The organism is Ruegeria sp. CDSA077, from assembly GCF_059612265.1.
Genome location: NZ_JBXWQG010000013.1, coordinates 59,704 through 81,317, shown reverse-complemented (window position 1 = coordinate 81,317; position 21,614 = coordinate 59,704). Strand labels below are relative to the sequence as shown.

The 21,614-nt window shown below is 58.2% G+C and carries 17 protein-coding genes; 5 read left to right on the top strand and 12 right to left on the bottom strand.

Annotated elements, in window-relative coordinates; translation table 11 throughout:
• The first annotated feature begins 32 nt into the window (after nucleotides 1-32).
• Nucleotides 33-1,172 carry an alpha-D-ribose 1-methylphosphonate 5-triphosphate diphosphatase gene (locus tag AC2FLE_RS18460; protein WP_282022255.1) on the top strand — a complete coding sequence of 380 codons (1,140 nt, stop codon included), beginning with the start codon at nucleotides 33-35 and terminating at the stop codon, nucleotides 1,170-1,172.
• Here AC2FLE_RS18460 and AC2FLE_RS18455 read toward each other — a convergent pair whose 3' ends face one another.
• From AC2FLE_RS18455 to AC2FLE_RS18425, 7 genes are read right to left on the bottom strand one after another with little or no spacing between them, the layout of a single operon-like run.
• Complete coding sequence (locus AC2FLE_RS18455) at nucleotides 1,173-1,649, bottom strand: class I SAM-dependent methyltransferase (RefSeq protein WP_496698837.1); 477 nt, start codon at nucleotides 1,647-1,649, stop codon at nucleotides 1,173-1,175.
• Nucleotides 1,646-2,419, bottom strand: a complete 774-nt coding sequence (locus AC2FLE_RS18450) for a polysaccharide deacetylase family protein (protein ID WP_496698835.1) — start codon at nucleotides 2,417-2,419, stop codon at nucleotides 1,646-1,648. The genes AC2FLE_RS18455 and AC2FLE_RS18450 overlap by 4 nt, the downstream gene beginning before the upstream one ends.
• On the bottom strand, nucleotides 2,409-3,557 hold the full coding sequence (locus AC2FLE_RS18445; protein ID WP_496698833.1) for a glycosyltransferase family protein: 1,149 nt from the start codon (nucleotides 3,555-3,557) through the stop codon (nucleotides 2,409-2,411). Before AC2FLE_RS18445 ends, AC2FLE_RS18450 begins: the two co-directional genes overlap by 11 nt.
• Nucleotides 3,554-4,138 carry a histidine phosphatase family protein gene (locus tag AC2FLE_RS18440; protein WP_496698831.1) on the bottom strand — a complete coding sequence of 195 codons (585 nt, stop codon included), beginning with the start codon at nucleotides 4,136-4,138 and terminating at the stop codon, nucleotides 3,554-3,556. Before AC2FLE_RS18440 ends, AC2FLE_RS18445 begins: the two co-directional genes overlap by 4 nt.
• Nucleotides 4,135-5,211 carry a glycosyltransferase family 4 protein gene (locus AC2FLE_RS18435; RefSeq protein WP_271951533.1) on the bottom strand — a complete coding sequence of 359 codons (1,077 nt, stop codon included), beginning with the start codon at nucleotides 5,209-5,211 and terminating at the stop codon, nucleotides 4,135-4,137. The genes AC2FLE_RS18440 and AC2FLE_RS18435 overlap by 4 nt, the downstream gene beginning before the upstream one ends.
• Nucleotides 5,211-6,458: a glycosyltransferase gene (locus AC2FLE_RS18430; protein WP_496698829.1), complete on the bottom strand. Its 1,248-nt coding sequence runs from the start codon at nucleotides 6,456-6,458 to the stop codon at nucleotides 5,211-5,213. The genes AC2FLE_RS18435 and AC2FLE_RS18430 overlap by 1 nt, the downstream gene beginning before the upstream one ends.
• A complete protein-coding gene (locus AC2FLE_RS18425; RefSeq protein ID WP_185956733.1) occupies nucleotides 6,455-7,669 on the bottom strand; it encodes a glycosyltransferase family protein in 1,215 nt (404 codons plus the stop codon). The genes AC2FLE_RS18430 and AC2FLE_RS18425 overlap by 4 nt, the downstream gene beginning before the upstream one ends.
• A 368-nt stretch (nucleotides 7,670-8,037) precedes the next feature.
• Between AC2FLE_RS18425 and AC2FLE_RS18420 the strand changes: the two genes are divergently transcribed.
• Complete coding sequence (locus tag AC2FLE_RS18420; RefSeq protein ID WP_496698827.1) at nucleotides 8,038-10,413, top strand: mechanosensitive ion channel domain-containing protein; 2,376 nt, start codon at nucleotides 8,038-8,040, stop codon at nucleotides 10,411-10,413.
• A gap of 97 nt (nucleotides 10,414-10,510) precedes the next feature.
• Here AC2FLE_RS18420 and AC2FLE_RS18415 read toward each other — a convergent pair whose 3' ends face one another.
• The 5 genes from AC2FLE_RS18415 to AC2FLE_RS18395 are packed head-to-tail and all read right to left on the bottom strand — an operon-like array spanning nucleotide 10,511 to nucleotide 17,720.
• Nucleotides 10,511-11,854: a CoA transferase gene (locus tag AC2FLE_RS18415; protein ID WP_496698825.1), complete on the bottom strand. Its 1,344-nt coding sequence runs from the start codon at nucleotides 11,852-11,854 to the stop codon at nucleotides 10,511-10,513.
• Nucleotides 11,851-13,005 carry an ABC transporter permease gene (locus AC2FLE_RS18410; protein ID WP_142639373.1) on the bottom strand — a complete coding sequence of 385 codons (1,155 nt, stop codon included), beginning with the start codon at nucleotides 13,003-13,005 and terminating at the stop codon, nucleotides 11,851-11,853. The genes AC2FLE_RS18415 and AC2FLE_RS18410 overlap by 4 nt, the downstream gene beginning before the upstream one ends.
• A complete protein-coding gene (locus AC2FLE_RS18405; RefSeq protein WP_271951540.1) occupies nucleotides 13,002-14,030 on the bottom strand; it encodes an ABC transporter permease in 1,029 nt (342 codons plus the stop codon). The genes AC2FLE_RS18410 and AC2FLE_RS18405 overlap by 4 nt, the downstream gene beginning before the upstream one ends.
• A 14-nt stretch (nucleotides 14,031-14,044) precedes the next feature.
• Complete coding sequence (locus AC2FLE_RS18400) at nucleotides 14,045-15,955, bottom strand: ABC transporter substrate-binding protein (RefSeq protein WP_496698823.1); 1,911 nt, start codon at nucleotides 15,953-15,955, stop codon at nucleotides 14,045-14,047.
• Nucleotides 15,948-17,720 carry an ABC transporter ATP-binding protein gene (locus AC2FLE_RS18395; protein ID WP_496698821.1) on the bottom strand — a complete coding sequence of 591 codons (1,773 nt, stop codon included), beginning with the start codon at nucleotides 17,718-17,720 and terminating at the stop codon, nucleotides 15,948-15,950. The genes AC2FLE_RS18400 and AC2FLE_RS18395 overlap by 8 nt, the downstream gene beginning before the upstream one ends.
• A gap of 200 nt (nucleotides 17,721-17,920) precedes the next feature.
• On the opposite strand from AC2FLE_RS18395, the gene AC2FLE_RS18390 reads away from it, so the two are divergent.
• The 3 genes from AC2FLE_RS18390 (at nucleotide 17,921) to AC2FLE_RS18380 (ending at nucleotide 21,614) form a co-directional block, all read left to right on the top strand.
• Complete coding sequence (locus AC2FLE_RS18390; RefSeq protein WP_496698819.1) at nucleotides 17,921-18,451, top strand: class I SAM-dependent methyltransferase; 531 nt, start codon at nucleotides 17,921-17,923, stop codon at nucleotides 18,449-18,451.
• 18 nt (nucleotides 18,452-18,469) lie between these two features.
• Entirely contained in the window at nucleotides 18,470-19,108 is a 639-nt protein-coding gene (locus AC2FLE_RS18385) for a glutathione S-transferase (RefSeq protein WP_496698817.1), read from the top strand.
• 103 nt (nucleotides 19,109-19,211) lie between these two features.
• Complete coding sequence (locus AC2FLE_RS18380; protein ID WP_496698816.1) at nucleotides 19,212-21,614, top strand: GcvT family protein; 2,403 nt, start codon at nucleotides 19,212-19,214, stop codon at nucleotides 21,612-21,614.

The window sequence follows — 21,614 nt, the reverse complement described above, 5'->3', positions numbered from 1 at the left end:
CCTTCCAATACCTCAAACTGTGTGAAGTTCAGATGACAGAAGAATTGATCCTTGCCAATGCCACGCTGATCCTGCCCGACGAAACCATTACCGGCAGCGTCCGGGTTCAGGGCGACAGCATCACCGAGATCGATACAGGCGCGGCGGTTCCAAGCGGTGCAATCGATTGTGAGGGTGACTATGTCAGCCCCGGTCTGGTCGAGCTACACACAGACAATCTGGAACGTCATATCCAGCCCCGCCCCAAGGTCGACTGGCCCCATGCGGCGGCAATTCTTGCCCATGACGCCGAACTGGCCAGCACGGGCATCACAACCGTGTTCGATGCGATGCGCGTCGGATCGATCCCGACTGGTCCGCGCTACAACAAATACGCACGTGGCCTGTCCCGCGAGCTGTGGCAGTTACGAGAGCAAGACGCCTTAAAAATCAGCCATTTCCTGCATTTGCGGGCCGAGTTGTGTTCAGAAACGCTGGTCGAAGAACTGGATGAATTCGGCCTCGAGGACCGTGTTGGGCTGGTGTCACTGATGGACCACACGCCCGGTCAGCGTCAATTCCGTGATATCTCAAAGCTCGAAAGCTATCTGAAAGGAAAGCTGGGGTTGGAGGGCAAGGAATTCCAGCAGCATGTCACGGACCTCAAGGCGATGAGGGACAGGAACGGCGAAAAGCACGAGGTGGAAACCGTAAAAGCGGCCAAACGTTTTGGGGCCATGCTGGCCAGCCATGACGACACCACCCGGGAACAGGTACATGTGTCAGCGGGCCACGGTATCCGGCTGGCCGAGTTCCCCACCACGGTCGAGGCGGCGCGGGCCTGCCATGATCACGGGATCAAGGTGATGATGGGCGCTCCAAACGTAATCCGGGGCGGGTCACATTCCGGAAATGTCGCTGCAAAAGAGCTGGCCGATCTGGGTCACCTGGACATTCTGTCCTCGGACTATGTCCCCGCCGCGTTGTTGCTGTCGGCGGCACGGCTGGGTGAGATTTGGGGCAACATGGCCCGTGGTCTGCGCACTGTCACGATGTCCCCGGCGCAGGTGGTCGGGCTGGATGACCGAGGCGAGCTGTGCGCAGGCGCGCGCGCCGATATCATACGGTTCCGGATGCGCGAAGGGGCGCCTGCCCTGAACGGAGTGTGGTCGCGAGGGCGACGTGTGGCCTGATCAGGCCCTGTAGAAAAGGTATCGGTCGGGTGCGATGGTCTCCGGTCCGGTGATCTGTTCAAACCCAACCAGTGGTTGGCCGGATATCAGCAGCCCACCGGGCAGCATGACCTGAGCGATCAGCGGGCTGAGCATCGCCGCCTCAGCCACATCATCCTGCTTGATACCGCGCCCGAAATCGTAATGTGCCAATGCTATTTTTGGGCCACCGGCTGCTAATTTCTTTAACATAGGACCCGCTTCGCCCTGCAGAAAATCCTCTGCCGGAGGGGTGCTGGACGGGTGGCACTGTAAAACCCTGTCCATGACCCAGATGCGCCGGTCTGGTAGAATTTCACGCAGGTGATCGTAGGTGCGGCCATTCCCCAAACCCATGTCCAGTATATCGCCGCTCGTATCTGTAATCTGATCGACCGCCCAGTTCAGCCCGTCGCGTTGGGCCGTCAGGCGGCGCAGCATTGAATCCAATCGGCTCATTCGGGTCTCCGTGATTTATCGTTTTTTGGGGCGGTCCAGACGGTCGCCGGACCATCCAGAAACCGCGTCAGAAGGTCCTGCGTAAAGGACCAGATTTCCTCGTCATGCACCAGGTGATGCGTCAGGATCCCAAACGGCTCGGTATTGTCCGCAGGCCCTTCGCGCCTGTCCCGCAGCAGATCTGTGGCCTGAGCGATCAGCTTGTCCCGAGGGGCCAACCCCCGTGACCCGCGCCAGTCGATCGGGTCCAGATGCGTGTTGACCTGCGTAAGGCCAGGTGCCGCCATCTTTGCCTTTCGGGGCGTCGCAGTGGACAGGATTTGATATCCCAGGCCCGGCAGTTCCTGCACCATTTTTGAGGCGATACGGTTCCACGGCGGCACGAACATTGGGCACAGCTTGTCGGGAAACAGGGTCTGTAGCCGGGTCAGCCCGGCCCGTGCATCGTTGCGTATGTCTTGAAAGGGGCGATGCAGTCGAAACTCTGATTTCTTCTCGTTTGTCGGAGCGTGGTTTTGATGGGCCCAGCCATGGACAACCGGTATCAATGCGGACGAGCCTTCGACATGGGTAACCAGGTCGTCGTCCACATCACGCGGAATAATCGCCAGATGAACCGGCAGTCCCAGCGATGCGGACAGCGCCTCTAGACGTTCCAACTGTGGCGTGACACAGACCGCGTCATCATCCCTCCACCACAGCGGCAGAGTCAGCCCTTCCTGTTGCCACAGATCAAGCTCGGTCATCAGGGGTTGCCAGTCAGCGGTCATGAGCGTGATCCAACAGTGATCTTACAATCTCGACAGATTTTGCAGCCCCGTCAAAACCCTGACCGGCACTTGGCCGCGCGGGGGCGGCCAGAACGGCCTCGACAGCCTGCGCCAGGGTATCTCCGGTCAACTTGTCGCTTGGCAATACGTCTATTGCGCTTAGCTTCGACAGGCTTTGGCCGCGCAAGGTCTGTTCGACTTCGCTTCCGTCGTCGAAGGGGATGAAAACCGAGGGTACGCCAGACTGCAGAATGTCCAACGCCGTGTTGTAGCCGCACATGCTGACCGATGCGGCGGCCAAGGGCAGCATTTGGCGAAAGTCCGGGCGCACCGGTTCCAGCGTGACAGGGGCGTCGCCAACACCTGCTGTCAGGCGTTCTATGCGCACAGCGGAGTCCTGCCCGCCCACCAACAGGCGCCAGCGCCTGTTGGGCATCTTTCGTGCGGCCTCGATGACCGCCCGAAAGATCGGCTCGCCCACCGATCCACCGCCAGCGCTTACCAGAATCTCGCCCTCACCAACCCCGTCCGGATGCGGGATCGGCGCAGCGGGCGCCACGAACCCTGTATAGAACAGACGCTGCGCCAGAGGTTCCGAGACCGGCCAGCTTACATCCAGCGGGATCATGTTCTGGTCTGAATGGACAAGGACACCGTCAAAGAGGTCAAGAATGATTTCCTCGGTGCGCTGGGCTTTGGCAGGTTTGGACGGGGGCGCCAGTATATCCCTGACTGATCCCAAAATAACCGGACGGGGACCCTGTGCGTGGGCCGCCTCCAACAGGGCGTCGAACTCATCCGCCAGAGATCTGCGGCCAAAGGGGTACAGCTCGGTGATCAGCGCATCCGGGGCAAAGCTCCGCAGCGCCTCTGTCAGGGCAACCTTGCGAGCGTCGAAATAGGCAGCATCTGCGACCTCATCCGTTTGCGTCAGCAATCGCGTGAAATTGGTGCCGTCTGAGCGCAATGGCGGCAGCCCTAGCAAGTCGATCCCGGTATGGTCCAGCTGCGGCGCGGGCATTCCGCCCGAGACCAGCAAGACCTTGTGACCCTCAGCGGCAAAGGCCCGGCCCAATGTAAGTGCGCGGCTCAGATGTCCGGTGCCCAGCAGATGGGTCACAACAATCATCACCCTCATATGCGGGTCTCCTGCCGGATCAAACGGATAGGGTCAGTTTCGGGGCGCATGGACTCCATGTCCACGATATAGAGGCGGTTGCGCTTGATCTTAAAGGGGGCAGGGCCGTCAAAATCCCATCCCCAGGCGCGGGCCAGAATGACCCGCATGATACCGATATGGCAAACGGCTACGGTATTTTCGCCAAGACTGGCAAGCCAAGGTTCCAGCCGCTGCCAGATTTCGGCGGGGCTTTCACCTCCGGGGGGTAGGAAATCCCAACCCCAATCCTCGATATGGCGATAACTGCTTGCGGGATCGGCAATGAGATCGGTGCCGTGCTGCCCCTCCCAAGCGCCCCAGTTCATTTCCGTGAGGGCCTCGGACTTCAACGGTTCGCGCCCTGAAACCAGTTGTGCCGTCTGGGCCGCACGCGCCAAGGGACTGGACCAGACCGCAGCCTGATCCCAAGGGGAGGGCAGGGAATAGCATGCCAGTTCTGTCTGTGCCTGTTCATCTAATGGAATATCGCTGCGCCCCTGAATGCGCCCGGCGCGGTTCCACGCCGTATGCCCGTGGCGCAATAGGGCGAGCTTGCTCATGTGGATGCCTCCAGCAAAGGATCAACAGCCGTCCAGAACCGATCAGTTGCATCTGGCATCAGGTGGCGCGCGGCTATATATGCGGCCGATTGGCTGCCTTGAGAAGACCGCAGTGCCGGATTGTCCAGAAGAGTGCGCAGCCTTGCAGCCAGCCCCTTGGCCCCTTCAGCAACCGAAGGATAGTCGGACGGCATAAGCACATCCCGGACGCCCGGCCTGTCTTGCGCGACAACGGGGATACCATGTGCCTGAGCCTCTAGATAGATCATGCCATAGGCCTCATTCACGCCGGGCCAGACCATCAGGGATGCGGTAGCATAAGCCTTGCGCAGCGCGTCGCGATCAAGCTGCCCCAGAAACCGGACTTTCGTGCCAAACTTGGCCATCAGCGCTTCGATTTCGGCGCGGGCGGGACCATCGCCCGCAATAGACAGGGACCAATCGCCCTGCAGGTGGCGCAGTGCCTGTTCAAGCACCCGGTAAGAGGCCAGCTTGTCGCCGTGTCGCATCATGCCCACGGCCAGCATCGGGCCATCGCAGCTAGAGGCCTGCGGCAGCGAGGAGGCGGGAAGAAACGGCGGAAGCTCGACAAGCGCCTGATTTCCGAACTGCTCGCGTTCCAGCGTGATGAGGTCATTGGCGGTGTGATAAAAGATCACCCGGGCCGCGTCGCAGGCCTGATGGGCCGCTTGGGCAAACCCTGACCATGGCCCCTGAAGGCGGCTGTAGGCACGGGTGCTTTCAAGCTGAACATAGGGTATGTTTCGCGCCGTACTTACACGGGGTCCAATCAGATCAGGGGCCTTGTAATAATTGTGATAGGTCACCCATAGTGCAGTGTCAGCAGGCAGGTCGCAGGTCAGGCGCAGCACCTCGGCATCAGCCTCATGGCGCAGCTTGGCCTGGACCTCTTTGTCGCCGTGCTTGTCGAATACGCGCAGGTCCGAGGCCAGATCCACCGCATCCCCTCGGGCTTGGATTGCAAGAAGAAGATTTCGTGCCATTTCCCGGTCCCCCGACGGCACCGGGCTGTTGGGGGATTTCATCGGGGCATAGAAGGCGATGCGCGGCATCAGCTCTTATGCGCGCCCAGCGCGCTTAACCTGGCAGACAAAAGCGCTATGCCCGGGTCCATGCGGAATTCGGCGATCAGGCGATCATAGGCAGCGCCCGCCATACCAGCAGCTTGTGCGGGGTTGGCCGCCAGCTTTGAGATCGCATTTGCCAGCGCGACCGGATCGTCGTCCGTCAGGACGCCATGCGTGCCTGTCTCGATAAACTCAGGAATCGCAGAAACAGGGGTCGACAGGATTGGCAGATATTGCGAGGCGGCTTCCATCAACACATTGGGCAGGCCATCCCGGTCCCCATCTGCGGCGATCCGGCTGGGCAGAACAAACAGGTCTGCTGTGCGCATCGCGGCGATGACCTCGGGTTGGTCACAGGCCCCTTTCCAGGTGATGCGCCCGGACAACCCGGCCGATGCGGCCCGGTTCTGCAAGGTATCGCTCAGGCTTCCTCCGCCGATATGCGTCCAGTGCCAGTCAAGATCATCCGGCAGCATGGCGAATGCATCAATCAGGCGATCGAAGCCTTTCTTTTCGACCAACCGCCCAACGGACAGCATATGAAAAGGGCTGTCAGCGGGGCGTAAGCCGCGTTCCGGCGGGGCGGGAAAGCGGCCCAGGTCCAGCCCGTGATAGATCAGTTCAACCCGTGCCGGATCGTCGGCGAGGCTGCGCAGATGCTGGGCGCCGATCGCGGTGCAGGTTGCACCAAAAGCTGCTCCGTAAGTGTCGGAGTGCAACTTTTCCGATTTTTCCCAATCCGGTGACGTCCAGATATCTTTTGCATGGGCTGAAAAGCTCCACGGAAGGCCGCGCATGATCGCGGCATAGCGCGCGACCGACGAGGGCGTATGCATGAAATGCGCATAGAGAACCTGTGTGCTGGCGGGCAATTCCGCAGCCAGAACACAGGCCTGGCCGAACCGACGGATGCGGTTATGCGTGGGATCGCGGCGCAAATCAGCGCGCCAGATCTTATAGGCCGCGCCGTATCCCGGCAGACGCTGCGCTTGTTCGCGGGCAGCCCATATGCGCTGAGGTTCTTGATACAGATATTCCGGCAGATATCGAACCTGGCCACGAAACCTGTCGTGCAGCGGATGCCGTTTCACATCGGTTGGATGACGCAGGGACCAGATGTCGAACTGATGGCCGGCCTCTTGCAGAGCAACAAGTTCCTGCGCGATGAACGTTTCGGACAGGCGCGGCCATCCTTTGACCAGCACCGCCAGATTGGGCGCGCCTGCGGTCATCCGGTTGCCCGTTCCTGTTCCTGATTCAGCAATACCTCAATGCGCCCGGTGACATAGTCCAACCCGTCCAGCAGGCCCTGTTCAATGGCCTGAGACGGCAATGGCTGATGTGGTAGGTCGCGAATGGCACGGACCATGGAATCGGTTGTTAGCCCGTCACGGAACTCGTCCAACATCCGGATCAGTCCCAGATCCTCGGCGCGTGAGGCACGTATCCACTGTTCCATACGTGGGCTGGTCCGTGGAACAATGACGGCGCGTTTGTCAAAGGACAGGACCTCGCAGAACGTATTATACCCGCCCATACAGACAACGCCAGCCGCGCCATGGAACAGCGTTTCGATCTGGGATTCAAAGCCGACGGCGGTCACACGCCCGTTCAAGGCAGCCACACGTGTTTCGAATTCGTCCCGCAGATCACCAGACAGGAACGGGCCATAGACCAATACCGCGCGTGGTGACAGGTCGGGGTCCTTTTCGTAAGCCGAAAGAACCAGGTTCACCATCGCCTTGCCGTCCCCACCACCACCTGGGGTAATCAGGATATAGGGCTGCTCCGGTGGGGTACCGATTGGCCCCAGATCACGACGCAAATAGCCAGTCCAGTGAATGCGCGACTGGGCCGCGTGATTCAGAGGCAGCCCCTTGGTCGGATCATAGATCGAACGCAGCCCGTAAACCCAGATTTCATGATAGAATCTTTCGGTCGCTGCAGTTGCCTCTTTCCGTTCCCACTCTGCGGCCAGAACTTCGGGTTCATCCAGAACATCACGCAAACCCAGCACTAGTTTGGTGCGCTGCGAGAGCAACAGGTTTTCGAGTGTTGGCAATAGCTCGCCGCGGAACCCGGTGGGTTCTTTGTCTACGATCAGAATGTCCGGGTCGAACTGCTGAACGGCGGTCTGAATCAACCCCGATCGCAACTCGGTCACCTCGTCGATCCCCATCCCGATTGTCTGAGACGCGTATGACCCGTCCGCCCGTTTGGTCACGCCAGGCAGACGCACGTGGTCGACCCTGCGCGGAAATGTGAACCGGCCAGCGACGGGCGATCCGGTCAGGATCAGGGATGATGCCGTTGGATCCGCCTGCGTAATTGCGGCGGCCAGTGCACGAGACCTGCGCAGATGGCCCAGCCCGAACGTGTCATGGCTGTAGAACAGGATCCGTGGCGCGCGGCCAGTAGTATCGTTTTGTCTTCCTAGGCTCATGCCTTCGCCTGTCTTAAGTGTCTTGGTGTCGGTCCGCGCATCGGCACCTGTTAGCCTATCGTCTTTCACCCGTCTTGCCAAAGGGCCTTGTGACCCGCCGACTGGAAGGGACTGCGTAAAACGTCAGCCATTCCTCTGGTAAGCCGCAAGGTGCCTTTTCGTTTTTGCGCAAAGACCTTAGCTGCTTGCCCGAAAGTGTATGCCCAGCCCGTCATATTCAGTTTTGTAGCGGATGAAAACATCCGATTCTAACTCATTGCACCCGGAACACGCCTGTGCACTTTATCGGGACCGCAGCGGCGCATAAATTGAAGTGTTCGGAAAGCTTCTGTAACCTGCGACAACATGCGACCCGGAAGCGAGAATTCATGAGATTTAACCTATTGGCTGCAATGGCCCTGTTCGTCTGGGTGGCTATGCTATCTCTGGGGTCGGAAGCGACGGCGCAGACTTCGCTTATACCCGGGTATGGTTCGGGGTCTGGCACGACATCTGAAGCAGATAAGGAAAGCGAACTGGCTGACGCGATCCGATCAGCCACCGAAGCGGGTGCAAGCGTCATCGTCATCGACAGCGCCGGTCAGCTTGTCTCATCTGGTGGCAATACCGCCTCGACGCACGACGATATCGCCCATGACCCGATGTCCGAAGGGTCACAGTTGATGAAGGCGCAAGAGCGGTTCTCGAAGTTCCGCGAGTCGATGGAGTCGCGCCTACAGGCTTTGCCGTATTCGATCTTCGAAGTGCAGTATGTTTTGCGAGAGACCAGCCCGGACGGCCGAATACAGACCTATGTCGAAGTGTTGGGCTGGAATATACTCTTCCTTCTTCTGGGGCGCTGGCTGTCGATAGAAATCTACGGCAAGCGTCTTGCAAAAAGGCTGGTGGTGGCGCGATCAAAAGAAGATCCGCAGGGCTATCGCGAAAAAATGCCCTTTCTGGTCTTTCGCTTTTTCATGGGTGTTGGGGCCACGATCTTCGCGATGCTGATGGCCCTGATCGTGGGCTATCTGATCTTTGGCGAGGCTGAAGATCTTTCGATTCAGTTCACGACCACCGCCATATTTACGGCATTCTTTCTTGCACGCACAGTTTCCGATCTTTGGCGTATGGTGTTGTCTCCTTACCTCAGTCAGTACCGGCTGCCGCCCTTTTCCGACCGGGAGGCAAAACGCCTTTACGTCTGGGCCTCGGCAATCGCGACATATGATATCTCGGTAGTATTGTTTTCTACCTGGGTTGCGGATTTTGGTCTGAACTACAATGTCTATGCGATGGTCTATGGCGGCCTGACCATGTTTGGCGCCTTGGGCAATGTTCTGATGATTTTGTTCAACGCGCGCGCCATCTCGAACGCGATCCGAGGCGGGCGGTCAAAGGAACAGGTATCCTGGATTTTGCGCCTGATATCGATTGCCTGGGCTCCGGTCTTGGCAGTTTATATCGTGTTCAGCTGGTTCAAACTGGCTGTTGATCTGGTGCTTGAGAACGAGAATTCCATTCCGATTGTTGCCAGCAGCTATGCCATCTTCATGTCTGTGGTCATTGCCTATGGCGCGATGAACTATCTGCTTGAACGCTACTTCGTCCGCAATCGCCAGATTGAAGAGCTGAACACAGAGACTGGCGCCGGCGTTGAAGAGGATGAGATTCCCCAAACCCCGCAAGCTGAAAAGAGAAAGCACTCGATCGTCACCTATGAGGATCTGGCGCGACGTGTGGCCGGCATCCTGGCATTTGTCGTCGGGTTATATGCTCTGGTCGTAATATGGAATCCGGACGCAAGCTGGAGCGAAGACCTGCCTATTGAACGGGCTCTGGACGTGATGGTTATCCTGTTCATGGGCTATATCTTGTTCCATTTCTTTCGTGTCTGGATTGATACCAAGATTGCTGAGGAAGAAGACGTAGCCGGTGGAGAGGTTGAACTGGGCGACGAGGGCGGGGAAGGCGGGCAAAGCCGTCTTGCGACACTGCTGCCGTTGTTCCGCGGCGCAATTCTGGCGGTTGTTGTTGTGACCATCGTTCTGATTGTCCTGATGGAATTGGGTATCAATGTCAGCCCGCTGTTCGCCGGTGCCGGTGTCGTGGGTCTGGCCGTTGGGTTCGGGTCGCAAACGCTTGTCCGGGATATCTTCTCGGGCGCGTTCTTCCTGATGGATGATGCCTTCCGCAAAGGCGAATATATCGACATTGGCGATGTGAAGGGGACGGTCGAGAAAATCTCGGTCCGGTCGTTCCAGTTGCGGCACCATCTGGGCGCACTGAATACGATCCCCTTTGGCGAAATCAAGGTTCTTACTAACTATTCGCGTGATTGGGTGATCATGAAGTTGCCCCTGCGGGTGACCTATGACACCGATGTCGAAAAAGTGCGGAAACTCATCAAGAATTTGGGCCAAGAGCTTTTGAGCGATCCGGTGATTGGGGATAATTTTATCCAGCCGTTGAAATCGCAGGGCGTGATCGAAATGCAGGATTCGGCGATGATCATTCGGGTCAAGTTCATGACCAAGCCGGGCGATCAGTGGCTGGTGCGTAAGAAGGTCTATCAGGATATCCGCGAATTGTTTGCTCGCGAAGGGATCAAGTTTGCTCATCGTGAGGTGACCGTCAGGCTTGCCGACGGAAAAGAGGCCGAAAACCTGACACCGCAGGAACGCGAAGCGGTGACCGGTGCAGTGCATGCGGCCATCGACGAGGATTATCTGGACGATATCGGTCCTGGAGGCGACGACCGCTAGGGACCGCTCCCGCCTCTTTGGGCTGCGTCTCTGACGAGACCCCTTCCAAAGCGTTGGGCCGGACCGCGCGGCTGCCGGCGAGGGCGTAGGCGTAGGGCTATGACCAGGTGGCGCTCGACGTGCCCAGCTTGCTTGCGGGCAGGTCCCACGACATCTGGGCCGGACCAACCGAGAGCGCGGGCTTCAACCTGTGACCAGGTCCCCATCCAGAGGTTTCGGTCTTGGTCGTGAAATCCGCAGGAACCGAAGCGCCAATTTCTGTCTTGGTGTCGAACTTGCCTAGAATGGTCAGCAGGTCAGCCGTGCGTGCCAGCGACAATCGGGCCTGCATGATCGGCGCACCCTTCGCGGCTTCGGACAATGCTGACAGGACGGCGGCAGCCATCAGATATCCAGTCGCGTGGTCCAGCGCCTGCACCGGCAGGGGTGTCGGCTTGTCTGCACCGGCCCATAACCGACCTGCATCGGCAATCCCGCTGCTCATCTGTACGAGGCTGTCAAATCCGCGCCGCGAAGACCATGGGCCTTGCCAGCCATAGGCATTCAGTGTGACTTCTACTCTGTTCGGGGCAAGCTCCTCCCGTTTGGCTTGGGTGAGGCCCAGCGCGTCCAATGCGCCAGGGCGATAGCCGTGAATGAAGACATCCGCCTGGGTCAGCAAGCCGTGTAGCAACTCGATCCCTGCGGGGGATTTCAGGTCCAGATAGGCACAGCGCTTACCCAGAGAAATATCCGGGATCACACCCGGCTCGTCCCAGTCCGGAGGATCAATGCGCAGAACCTCTGCCCCGAACCCCGCCAGAGTTCTAGTTGAAACCGGACCGGCCAGAACGCGGGTCAGATCAAGCACGCGCAGACCTGCCAGCGGGCGCTTGGCCGTTGCCTGTGGCCGATTGCGGAGCGTAATTTGTCGGGGTTTGTGCCACCCGATCAGCGGATCTCGTGAAACCGCGCGCCCCTGTGGATGATCCTGCCATTCCCCGCGGTTGCGCATGGCGGCTGCGACACCGCCCTCAGCCACGATAGCGTTTTCAAGACTGGCCGCCGACAAAGTTGCAACAGCCTTTGTAACCGCGTCCCGATCTCCTTTGACCTTCAGGACTTTCAGGGCGGCCGCACGGTGCTGAGGCAGGTTCGTGTGCAATCTGATCCAACCGTCATTGGCAAGGTAATCACCGGCGATACTGTCCCAGAGGTTGGGCATTTCCCAGCCATCGGGTTTGAAAGAATATCCGTACCAGAGAGACGCCAACCGGTGATCGACCAAAATCTCGGGCGGGCTTTGGGTCAGGTTCAGCGCGCCCATCAGGCGTGCCAGTTCCTGGCCAACAGCTGCAAAGCTGGCGGTCGCCAGTTCGGAGACTGCATACACGCTGGGTCGCGCTCCGGTGCCGGTTGTCCGATACCCTTCGGGTGATGGCAGCACGGATATCAGCGTCATTGCTGATATGGATCCAGGCTGTCACGAAGCCCGTCACCCAGAAAGTTGAATGCCAGCACGATGACAATGATCGGCAGCATCGGGATGGCCGTCCAGGGGTAGATCTCGATCGACGCAAGGTTCTGTGCATCGTTCAGCATCACACCCCAGCTGACGGCCGGGGCGCGCAGCCCAAGTCCAAGGAAGCTGAGCGCCGTTTCGCCCAGGATCATTGCCGGGATCGACAGGGTTGCCGATGCGATCAGGTGCGACATGAAGTTGGGTAGCAGGTGCTTGCGGATCACCCGGCCCGAGCTTGCTCCCATCATTTCGGCTGCACGTACGTATTCTTCTTCGCGCAACGATAGGAATTTCGCACGAACGGATCGCGCAAGGCCAGGCCAGTCGAGAATCCCCAGGATAATTGAGATGATGAAGAATACCGCGACCGGGCTCCAATTCGAGGGGACCGCCGCTGATAGCGCGAGCCAAAGGGGCAATTCAGGTAGTGAGCGCAGAATTTCGATTATACGGTTAATCACCCAGTCGATTCTGCCGCCAAAATATCCCGCAATCGAGCCGAACAGGATACCAAGAAAGAAGGACACTGAAATCCCGATCAGACCCACTGTCAATGACAGCTGGGCGCCAAAGAGGATACGGCTGAATACATCACGGCCCAGACGATCCGACCCCCATAGGAACAAAGTCGCGTCTTCAGGCGCGCAGAACAGATGCGTGTCCGACTTGATCAGACCCGCCAGCTTGTACTCGGCCCCTTCGCAGAAAAACTTGATTGGCCGCGGGGTGTCGGTGTCGGCGACAAACTTCCACTGGAAGGTCTCTAGATCCGCCTCGGCCACCATCGAATAGACATAGGGGCCGATGAATTCGCCCTCATGGAACCAGTTGATGCTTTGCGGCGGGGCATAGAGGTGCTCGTCATTACGTTCATTCGGGCCATAAGGCGCGATGAAACCCGCAAAGGGCAGCATGAGATAGCACAGCAACAGGAAGACGCCGGAGATCAGGCCCAGCTTGTGGGTTCGGAATTTGCGCCAGACCAGAATCCAGTTCGGAGCATCCAGATCAGCGCGCTCAAGCTGTTGCAGGGCGGCATCGGGATCGAATGGGGCGTCGTCGACATAGCGACCATCAGGGTGTTGGGTCATGCTTCACGCCCCTCATATCGGATGCGCGGATCCAGCATGACCAGCAGAATGTCAGAGATCATCGTACCGATCAGCGTCAGCAAGGCCACGAACATAAGGATGAAGGCGGATAGGAACTGATCCTGCGTCTTCAGCGCCGTCAGCAATGTCGGGCCGATCGTCTGAAGGCCCAGAACAACCGATACCAGAACTGAGCCGGAGACCATCGAAGGCAGCAGGTTTCCGATATCCGCGACAAAGGGGTTGAAGGCCACGCGCAGCGGGTATTTGGTCAGCATCCGCGACGGGGCCATGCCTTTGGCAATGGCGGTTTCCACATAGGGCTTGCCCAATTCATCCAGCATATTCGCCCGCAGCCGCTGCATCATCGCCGAAGCGCCAGATGTGCCGATCACAAAGGTCGGTACGATCAAATGGACGAGGATGGACTTCAGCTTTTCCCAACTCATCGGCAGCCCTTCAAAGGACGGGTCCATCAGGCCTCCGATTGGTAGGTTGAAATAGCGGTGCCCATAGTAGAACAGGATCAGTGCCAGTAGAAAGTTCGGCGTTGCCAGACCCAAATAGCCCACAAAGGCCGAGGTATAGTCGATCCAGGTCCGCGACTTCGCGGCTGCAAGGACACCCAGTGGCAAGGCCACCGCATATACGAACAGGATGGCGGCCAGATTGACCACGACGGTCAGCCACAGCGTGTCGCCCACGATTTCTGCGACCGGGCGGTCAAATTCAAAGGACCAGCCGTAGTTGCCTTGCACCAGCCCATCGAACCCATGCGGGCCGGGCCAGAAACCGATCCAGATCAGATATTGCTCCCACATGGGGCGATCCAGCGCATATTCCGCGCGCAGGAATTCTGCCTTGGCCACACCCGCCGATTGTCCGGACGCCTGCAGTTCCGCGATCTGATTGCTGAGATAGTCGCCCGGGGGCAGGTTGATAATCACGAATACCAGAACCGACACCACAAGAAGGGTCAGCAGCATCGTGAAAAAGCGATAGACTGCATAGCGCAGCATGACCATGTGGCTGCTCCTGATCAGTCGGCGAAAAAGAATTCGTCCGGCCGGTGAATGCCGAAATGTGCGCCGGGTTCCCAGGCCCACATGGCCTGCTCGGGGACGTTGCGCAGGCGGTTCGATACGACGATAGGCTGAGGCGCACCGTTCAGAATGCCAATGGCATAAAGTTGGTCAGCGTGGATTTTCAGCATCTCATCCCATGCGGCCTTGCGTTCCTCATCAGTCGAGGCGACCTCCCAGTTATGGGCCAGTTCCATCAGGCGCTCGGCCTCAGGCATATCGGGTTTCTCGCCAACATCGCCTCCGGTCTGATAGTACTGCCCCCATTTTGGCCAGGCCAAAAACACCTGATCGGTAGGGGCAAGATAAGCTGGTGAGGTGTGGTGTTGCGGGATGCCGTCATCCCAGCCGAACCAGACCGACGCCATTGTGCTGCCGGCAAACACCCGGTTGCGCAGAATGTCCCTGTCCAATGGGCGCATAATAAGATCGACGCCAATGTCGCGCCATGTGTCCGTGACGATTTGCAAGGCGTTTTCGACCTCTTGCCGCTCACCTGCAGTTTCGATGACCAGTTCCATCGGGCGGCCATCCGGCAACAGCCGCGTGCCGTTCTTGTCACGTTCGGTCAGGCCGGCCTCGTCCAGCAGCGCATTCGCCAATTCGATGTCGTACTGTGCCCATGCCTTTGCGTTTTCTTCGTTGAAGAAGGGCGAAGCGGGCAAGACCGACATCGCGGCGGGATGGGCCAGTTTGAAATACAGCGCCTGATTTATCGTTTTGCGGTCGATTGCCAGAGACAGCGCGCGGCGAACACGCGCGTCACGCAAAACGGTACGCCATGCTTCGTCTTCGTAGTTCAGATTGGGGTAAATCGCGATCTGTGAGGCAACCCCGGTTTTCCACAGCAAGGTTTTGTAGTCTCCACCAGCCTCGCCTTTTTTCAAGATCGAAGCGTCGCGGAACGCCAGTCCGCGCCCCTGTAGATCGGATTCGCCAGCATTGGTTTTTGCGGCAACCAGACCCCCGGCCACGATCTCCATCTCGACCACGTCGATATAGGGAAGCTGCACCCCATGGCTATCGATGCGATGAAAATAGGGATTGCGAACAAAGTTGTGACGGATCTTTTTGCCCGAACTTGCATTCAACCAGGGCTGCAAAGTTGGCAACTCGTGGTTGTCAAACTTGTAAAGGTTGTCGAGTTTGTTGTGTAAAGCCGCCCAGCTTTTGACGCGGGCATCTTCAACCTGAAAGGCAAGCTTTTCTGCGTCAGCGTATTTCTCGTGGTACTGTTTCAGGAACTCGGAAGGGCGGTAGATGAAAGGCGGGCGCGCTTGTGCCAGAGCCTGCAGGAAGCCGGGGTTGGGATCTTCCCATTCAAACACAACGGTCGTTTCATCGGGGAATGTCACGGTCGGAGTCTTGCCTTCGACGATCAGAAAATCCGGTGGTCCCGACGGGCTGAGCAGTTCGTTATTCGCCACATCCTCCCACCAGTATCGGAAGTCCTCGGAAGTGAACGGAGAGCCATTCGACCATTTGTGACCTTCACGGAGGTTGAGGGTGTATTTGCGGTTGTCGTCGTTCTGGAAGGATTCAAGTAGGTCTGGAACGACCTGATAGGTCTGGTCGAAGCCAACAAGGCGGGCATATCCGTAAACCACCATCTGCCGGATGTCTTTGGACCGAGTAATCATTGTGCGCAAAGTGCCGCCCTGTTTGCCGAATTCCCTGCCTTTTGCAGCAAGATCCACAATCAGGGGTTCGGCGGGAATTCGGTCCTGTATGGGGGGAAGGTTCCCCGCATTCACTTCGGTTTCCCAGAAAGTACTTTCTTGCAGCTCGGGCATGTCTGCCGTGGCGGGCAGGGCCCATGTTGCGGCCAGCGCAACGGCCAGTAACAGCGGGCGAGTGGTCTTAAACATGGCATCGTACCTTATGGCCGGGCTCCATCTCTACCAATGAAGGTACCACGGAGTCGGTAAATCGGAAGGCGTCATCCCAACTGTCAGGTGAACCAGCACCCAAAGCAACCAAATTCAGGTCGATGGGGCGGTTGATGTCGGGCTCTGGCTGCGCAGCAATCAGTGCTTTGGTGTAAGGGTGACGAGGGTTGTAAAACAGTGTCTCGGGCGGGGCCTGTTCCACGACAAGCCCACGACGCATCACAGCAACTTCGTCGGCAATGCGCGCAACGACCGCAAGGTCGTGCGAGATGAAGAAATACGACAAGTTCAGGCTGTCCTGCAAATGTTCCAGCAACGTCAGGATTTGTTCCTGAACCGATACGTCCAGAGCCGAAGTGGGTTCGTCACAGACAATAAGCTGAGGGTCGAGCATCATTGCGCGGGCAATCGACAGGCGCTGTCTTTGGCCGCCGGAAAAAGCATGGGGATAGCGTTTCAGCATATCGGCGTTCAGGCCAACACGTGTCAGCATCTCGGCCGCTTTTTCGCGCTGCTCGGCGGTCGATCCGATACGGTGAATCTCCAACGGTTCGGTCATCGCATCCTGAATGCGCATGCGAGGGCTGAGAGAGCTGTAGGGATCCTGAAACACCATCTGCGCCTTGCGCTGAAACGCGGTGCGCTGGGTCCGGGTCATCTTGTGAACGGTGATCGCTTTTTCATCGGGGGAGGTTCGAAACAGAACCTCTCCGCCCGGATCAGGCGGCTCAGCCCCTAGTGCGATGCGGGCGGCCGTAGTTTTGCCCGAGCCGCTTTCGCCGACGATCGCCAGCGTCTTGCCGCGCGCGAGGTTCAGATCGACTCCGCGGCAGGCATGGATCAGGCGTTCGCCCTGCCAGCCCTTGCTGGATCGCATCGTATAGGTTTTCGACACGGCCTTCATCTGAAGGATCAGATCTTCGTCGGGCATCGGGATGCCGACCGCGTCCTGATCCGGAATCTCGGGCGCGGCGTTGAACAACTGTTGGGTATAGGGGTGAGCAGGGCTGGTCAGGATCGGTGCCGCAGCTCCAGCCTCCATCACGCGGCCTTTGTGCATGACCACGACCTGTTCGGCCATATTGGCGACGACCCCCAAATCATGGGTCACAAGGATCAGTGCCATTCCCGTTTCACGCTGAAGCTCTTTGATCAGCCCCAGCACCTGGGCCTGTGTCGTAACGTCCAATGCTGTCGTCGGCTCGTCCGCGATCAGTAATTCCGGTTTGGAAACCATGGCCATAGCGATCATGGCGCGTTGGCGCATCCCGCCGGACAGCTCGAACGGGTAAGAATCATATGCGCGCTGAGGGTCTGGAAAACCCACGCGTTCGAACTGTTCCAGAACCGTTTTGCGGGCCTGTGCCTCGGAGGCATTGCGATGCAGCCAAAGAACTTCGCTGACCTGATTGCCAATTTTGTGCAGGGGAGAGAGCGAGCGCATCGGCTCTTGAAATATCATCGAGATCCGATTGCCGCGAATGCCGCGCATCTGACGCTCGCTGATCTGGGTCAGTTCCTCCATGCCTTTGGAATCATTCAGAGTAATCGTGCCGCTTCGAATTTGGGCTGCTCGGGGAAGAATGCGCAACGCAGCCCGGCATGAGATCGTTTTCCCCGACCCTGATTCACCCACAAGCGCAAGTGTCTGTCCCGCTTCGACGTCGAAGTTGACGCCTTGAACCACAGACTCTCCGGCACCAAATCCGATGCTGAGGTCTCGGACAGACAACAACGCAGTCATGCGGGTATTCCACCCGTTAGGCCGTAGCTCGGCATAGGCTTGATCAACTCCCTGTGTTTTTTGTCGCAGTTTCGCGCGGTTGTGCCTGTATAGTCAAACCCGTTCTTAGGGTGAAATGTCGCGAAAACGTGAAACTGAGGCCGATTTGCCTACACAATGCCTTGAGGATTTGTCATCACATGCGATGTCGGTCACAGGTTATGTGTCGTCAAATATCAAGGAGAGATTTCCCAGTGCCCGATCCCCAAAGCCGTCTTGACCTGTTCATCGACCGTATGGTGTCGCAGCGTGCCTGCCTGGACCATGCCATTGCACAGACAAGCACCATGTCCGGTCCGGTGTTCGAGCTGGGATTGGGCAACGGCCGCACCTATCACCACATGGTTCAGTATATTCAGAACCGCCCGGTCTATGTGTTCGAGCGCGCCGTGGCCTCTCATCCGGACTCTACCCCGCCCGAGGATCTGGTGATTCTGGGGGATGTGCGTGAGACTCTGCCTGCGGCGCTGGAACGGTTTGGGGCGACGGCCAGTTTGATCCATGCGGATCTTGGCGGCCATAACAGGGACAAGAACGATGCTTTCGCGCGGTTGGTTTCCCCCCTGATAGAACCGTTGTTGGCAGAAGGTGGGCTGATGGTGTCCAGCGACCGGATGTATTTCGAAAACCTGACCGAGATGCCCTTGCCTGAGCATGCGGTAGACGGACGTTGTTTCATCTACCGCCGCTGAGTGCGAAAGGGTTGCCAAATGCTTTTCTATGATTGCACGACCGCTCCAAACCCGCGCCGCGCGCGCATGTTCATCGCAGAAAAAGGGCTGGAGATTGAAACGCGCAATATCTCGATTGCAAAGGCGGAACAGTTGGATGACGCTTTCCTTGCAGTAAACCCCAATGCGACGATCCCTGTTCTGGTGACGGATGAGGGCGCAACGCTGTCCGAAAACTTGGGCATTGCCGCCTATCTTGAGGCGCGCTTTCCCGAACCACCTTTGATGGGACGTACACCAGATGAAAAGGGGCTGGTCCTGATGTGGAACAGCATTGTCGAGCAGCAGGGTGGAGTGCCTATTGCTGAGGCTCTGCGCAACACCCATCCCGCGTTCAAGGATCGGGCGGTTCCGGGCCCGGCGAACTATGCGCAGATACCCGAGCTGGCACAGCGTGGCATGGACCGGGTTGGCCGGTTTTTCGATTTGCTTGAAACGCGGCTGAAAGATAGTGCGTTTGTTGCGGGGGCTGAGTTCACGCTGGCCGATATCTCGACCTTTGTGTTCGTTGACTTTGCCCGCGTGATCAAGATGCGGATTCCACAGGAAAATACCGCCACATTATCATGGTTTGACAAGATTGCTTCGCGTCCAAGCGCACAGCTTTTAAGGCGTTGAAATTGAGCTGTCTGAACTTGCTCACTTGCACTGTACAGAAATGTCTAGACAGGTGTGAACAGTATCACTAGCGTCTCCCTCGAGTCATGCAGAGGAGAGCATAATGAAATCTCAGTATCGCGTTGTGGTCATCGGTGGCGGCGTTGTTGGTGCCTCGGTTCTGTATCACTTGGCCAAATTCGGCTGGTCAGATGTGGTCATGCTGGAACGGCGGCGGTTGGCGTCGGGATCGTCCTGGCACGCGGCGGGCGGTATTCACGCGCTGAACGCGGATCCGAACATGGCATCGCTGCAGGCCTATACAATCGACCTTCTCAGCGAGATCGAAAAGGAATCCGGGCAGAATATCGGCCTGCACATGACCGGTGGTCTGACTTTGGCTGGAACGCCCGAGCGGTGGGAGTGGCTGCAGGCCAACTATCGTATCTTCCAGTCTATCGGTATCGAAGACTGCGAATTGCTGACTCCACAAGAGGCGCAAAAGCGCTGTCCCATCATGTCGACTGACGGCGTTCTGGGCGCGATGTGGGCCGATCGAGAGGGCTATATCGACACGACCGGTACGGTTCAGGCCTATGCAACCGCCGCCAAGAAACGCGGTGCCGAGTATTACGAGGAGACGAAGGTCGAGGAATTGATCCAGACCGATGATGGCTGGCAGGTCGTGACGGACAGGGGCACTATAACTTGCGAGCACGTGGTCAATGCCGCGGGGCTTTGGGCCAAGCAGGTCGGGCGCATGGCGGGGGTTGAGCTGCCAGTGTCGCCGCTGAAACATCACTATCTGATCACGGATACAGTGCCCGAAGTGGCGGCGGCGGATTTTGAGATGCCAATGACCGTGGACCTCGAGGGGTTCACCTATATGCGGCAAGACCAAAAGGGTGTTCTGGTCGGTATCTATGAGGTCGACCATGAACATTGGGCCATGGACGGCGCGCCGTGGAATTATGGCGAGGAACTGTTTCAGGAGCAGCTTGACCGGATTGAGAATGAACTGACGCTGGGCTTTGAACGCTATCCGTCGATCCAGAATGTCGGCATCAAAACCTGGGTCAACGGGGCGTTTACATTCTCGCCTGATGGTAACCCGCTGGTCGGGCCGGTTCCAGGCAAGCGCGGGTATTGGACCGCCTGCGCTGTCATGGCCGGGTTCCTGCAGGGCGGCGGCGTTGGCAAAACGCTGGCTGAGTGGATGATCCATGGCGAGCCCGAGGCCGATGCATGGCCGATGGACATTGCCCGCTATGGCGGTTTTGCCCAGAACAAACGCTATATCCGTGAAACCACCGGGCAATTCTATTCCCGCCGTTTCGTGATGACTTATCCGAATGAACAGCTGCCTGCCGGTCGTCCGCTGAAGATGGCGCCAGCTCATGACGCGATGACTGAAGCGGGATGCAAATGGGGTGTCAGCTGGGACCTTGAGGTGCCGCTGTACTTCGCGCCGAAAGGGTTCGAAGAAACGCCGACCCTCAAGCGATCCAACGCGCATGATATCGTGGCCAAGGAATGCAAGGTGATCCGCGAGGGCGTCGGCCTGATGGACATCTCTGGCTTTTCCCGGTTCGAGGTCACCGGGCCAAATGCCGAGTTGTGGCTGGATCGCGTGATGGCTTCGAAACTGCCCGCGCCGGGACGGGCCAAGTTGGCACCAATGCTAGGTGAGAATGGGCGGCTAAAAGGGGATCTGACCGTTCTGAATTGGGGCGATGGCACCTGGTGGATCATGGGCAGCTATTACCTGCGCGCCTGGCATATGCGCTGGTTCGACGATCATATGATCGACGGAGTCGAGGTTCGCGATCTGGGCGAGGAGTATTGCGGGTTCGGTCTGGTCGGGCCGAAATCGCAGGAGGTAATCGAAAAACTGGCCGAGCAGGACGTCTCGGGCCTGAAATTCATGGGCTGTGGTGATTTTGATATCGGTCTTGTCAGGGCTCGCGTTGCGCGCATGTCAGTCACAGGTGAAAAAGGCTATGAGATCAACTGCCGCTATGGCGATCACATCAAGCTGCGTCGGATGTTGCTTGAGGCCGGGGCTGATGAGGGCATTCGTGAATGTGGGTTCAACGCGATGCTGTCCACGCGGCTTGAGAAGAGCTTTGGCATCTGGTCCGCTGAATTCACTCAGCTTTACACGCCGGGCATGACAGGTATGGATCGCTGGATCGATTGGGACAAGGATTTCGTCGGTAAAGAGGCCGCCTTGTCCGAACGCGATGGCAATGGTCCTGCGCAGGTTCAGGTGACGCTTGAGGTTGATGCTCTGGACGCAGATACCAGCGGATACGAACCTGTCTGGTCAGGGGCAGAGCACGTGGGTTTTGTCACCTCGGGCGGCTATGGCCACTACACCGGCAAGTCCCTGGCGATGGCGCTGGTCAATCGTGACAAGGCCGCACCAGGCACTGAACTGTCTGTCCATGTGGTTGGGGTTGAACGACCTGCGCGGGTGATTGCGCAGTCGCCCTATGATCCGCAGGGCAAAGCGATGCGGGGCTGA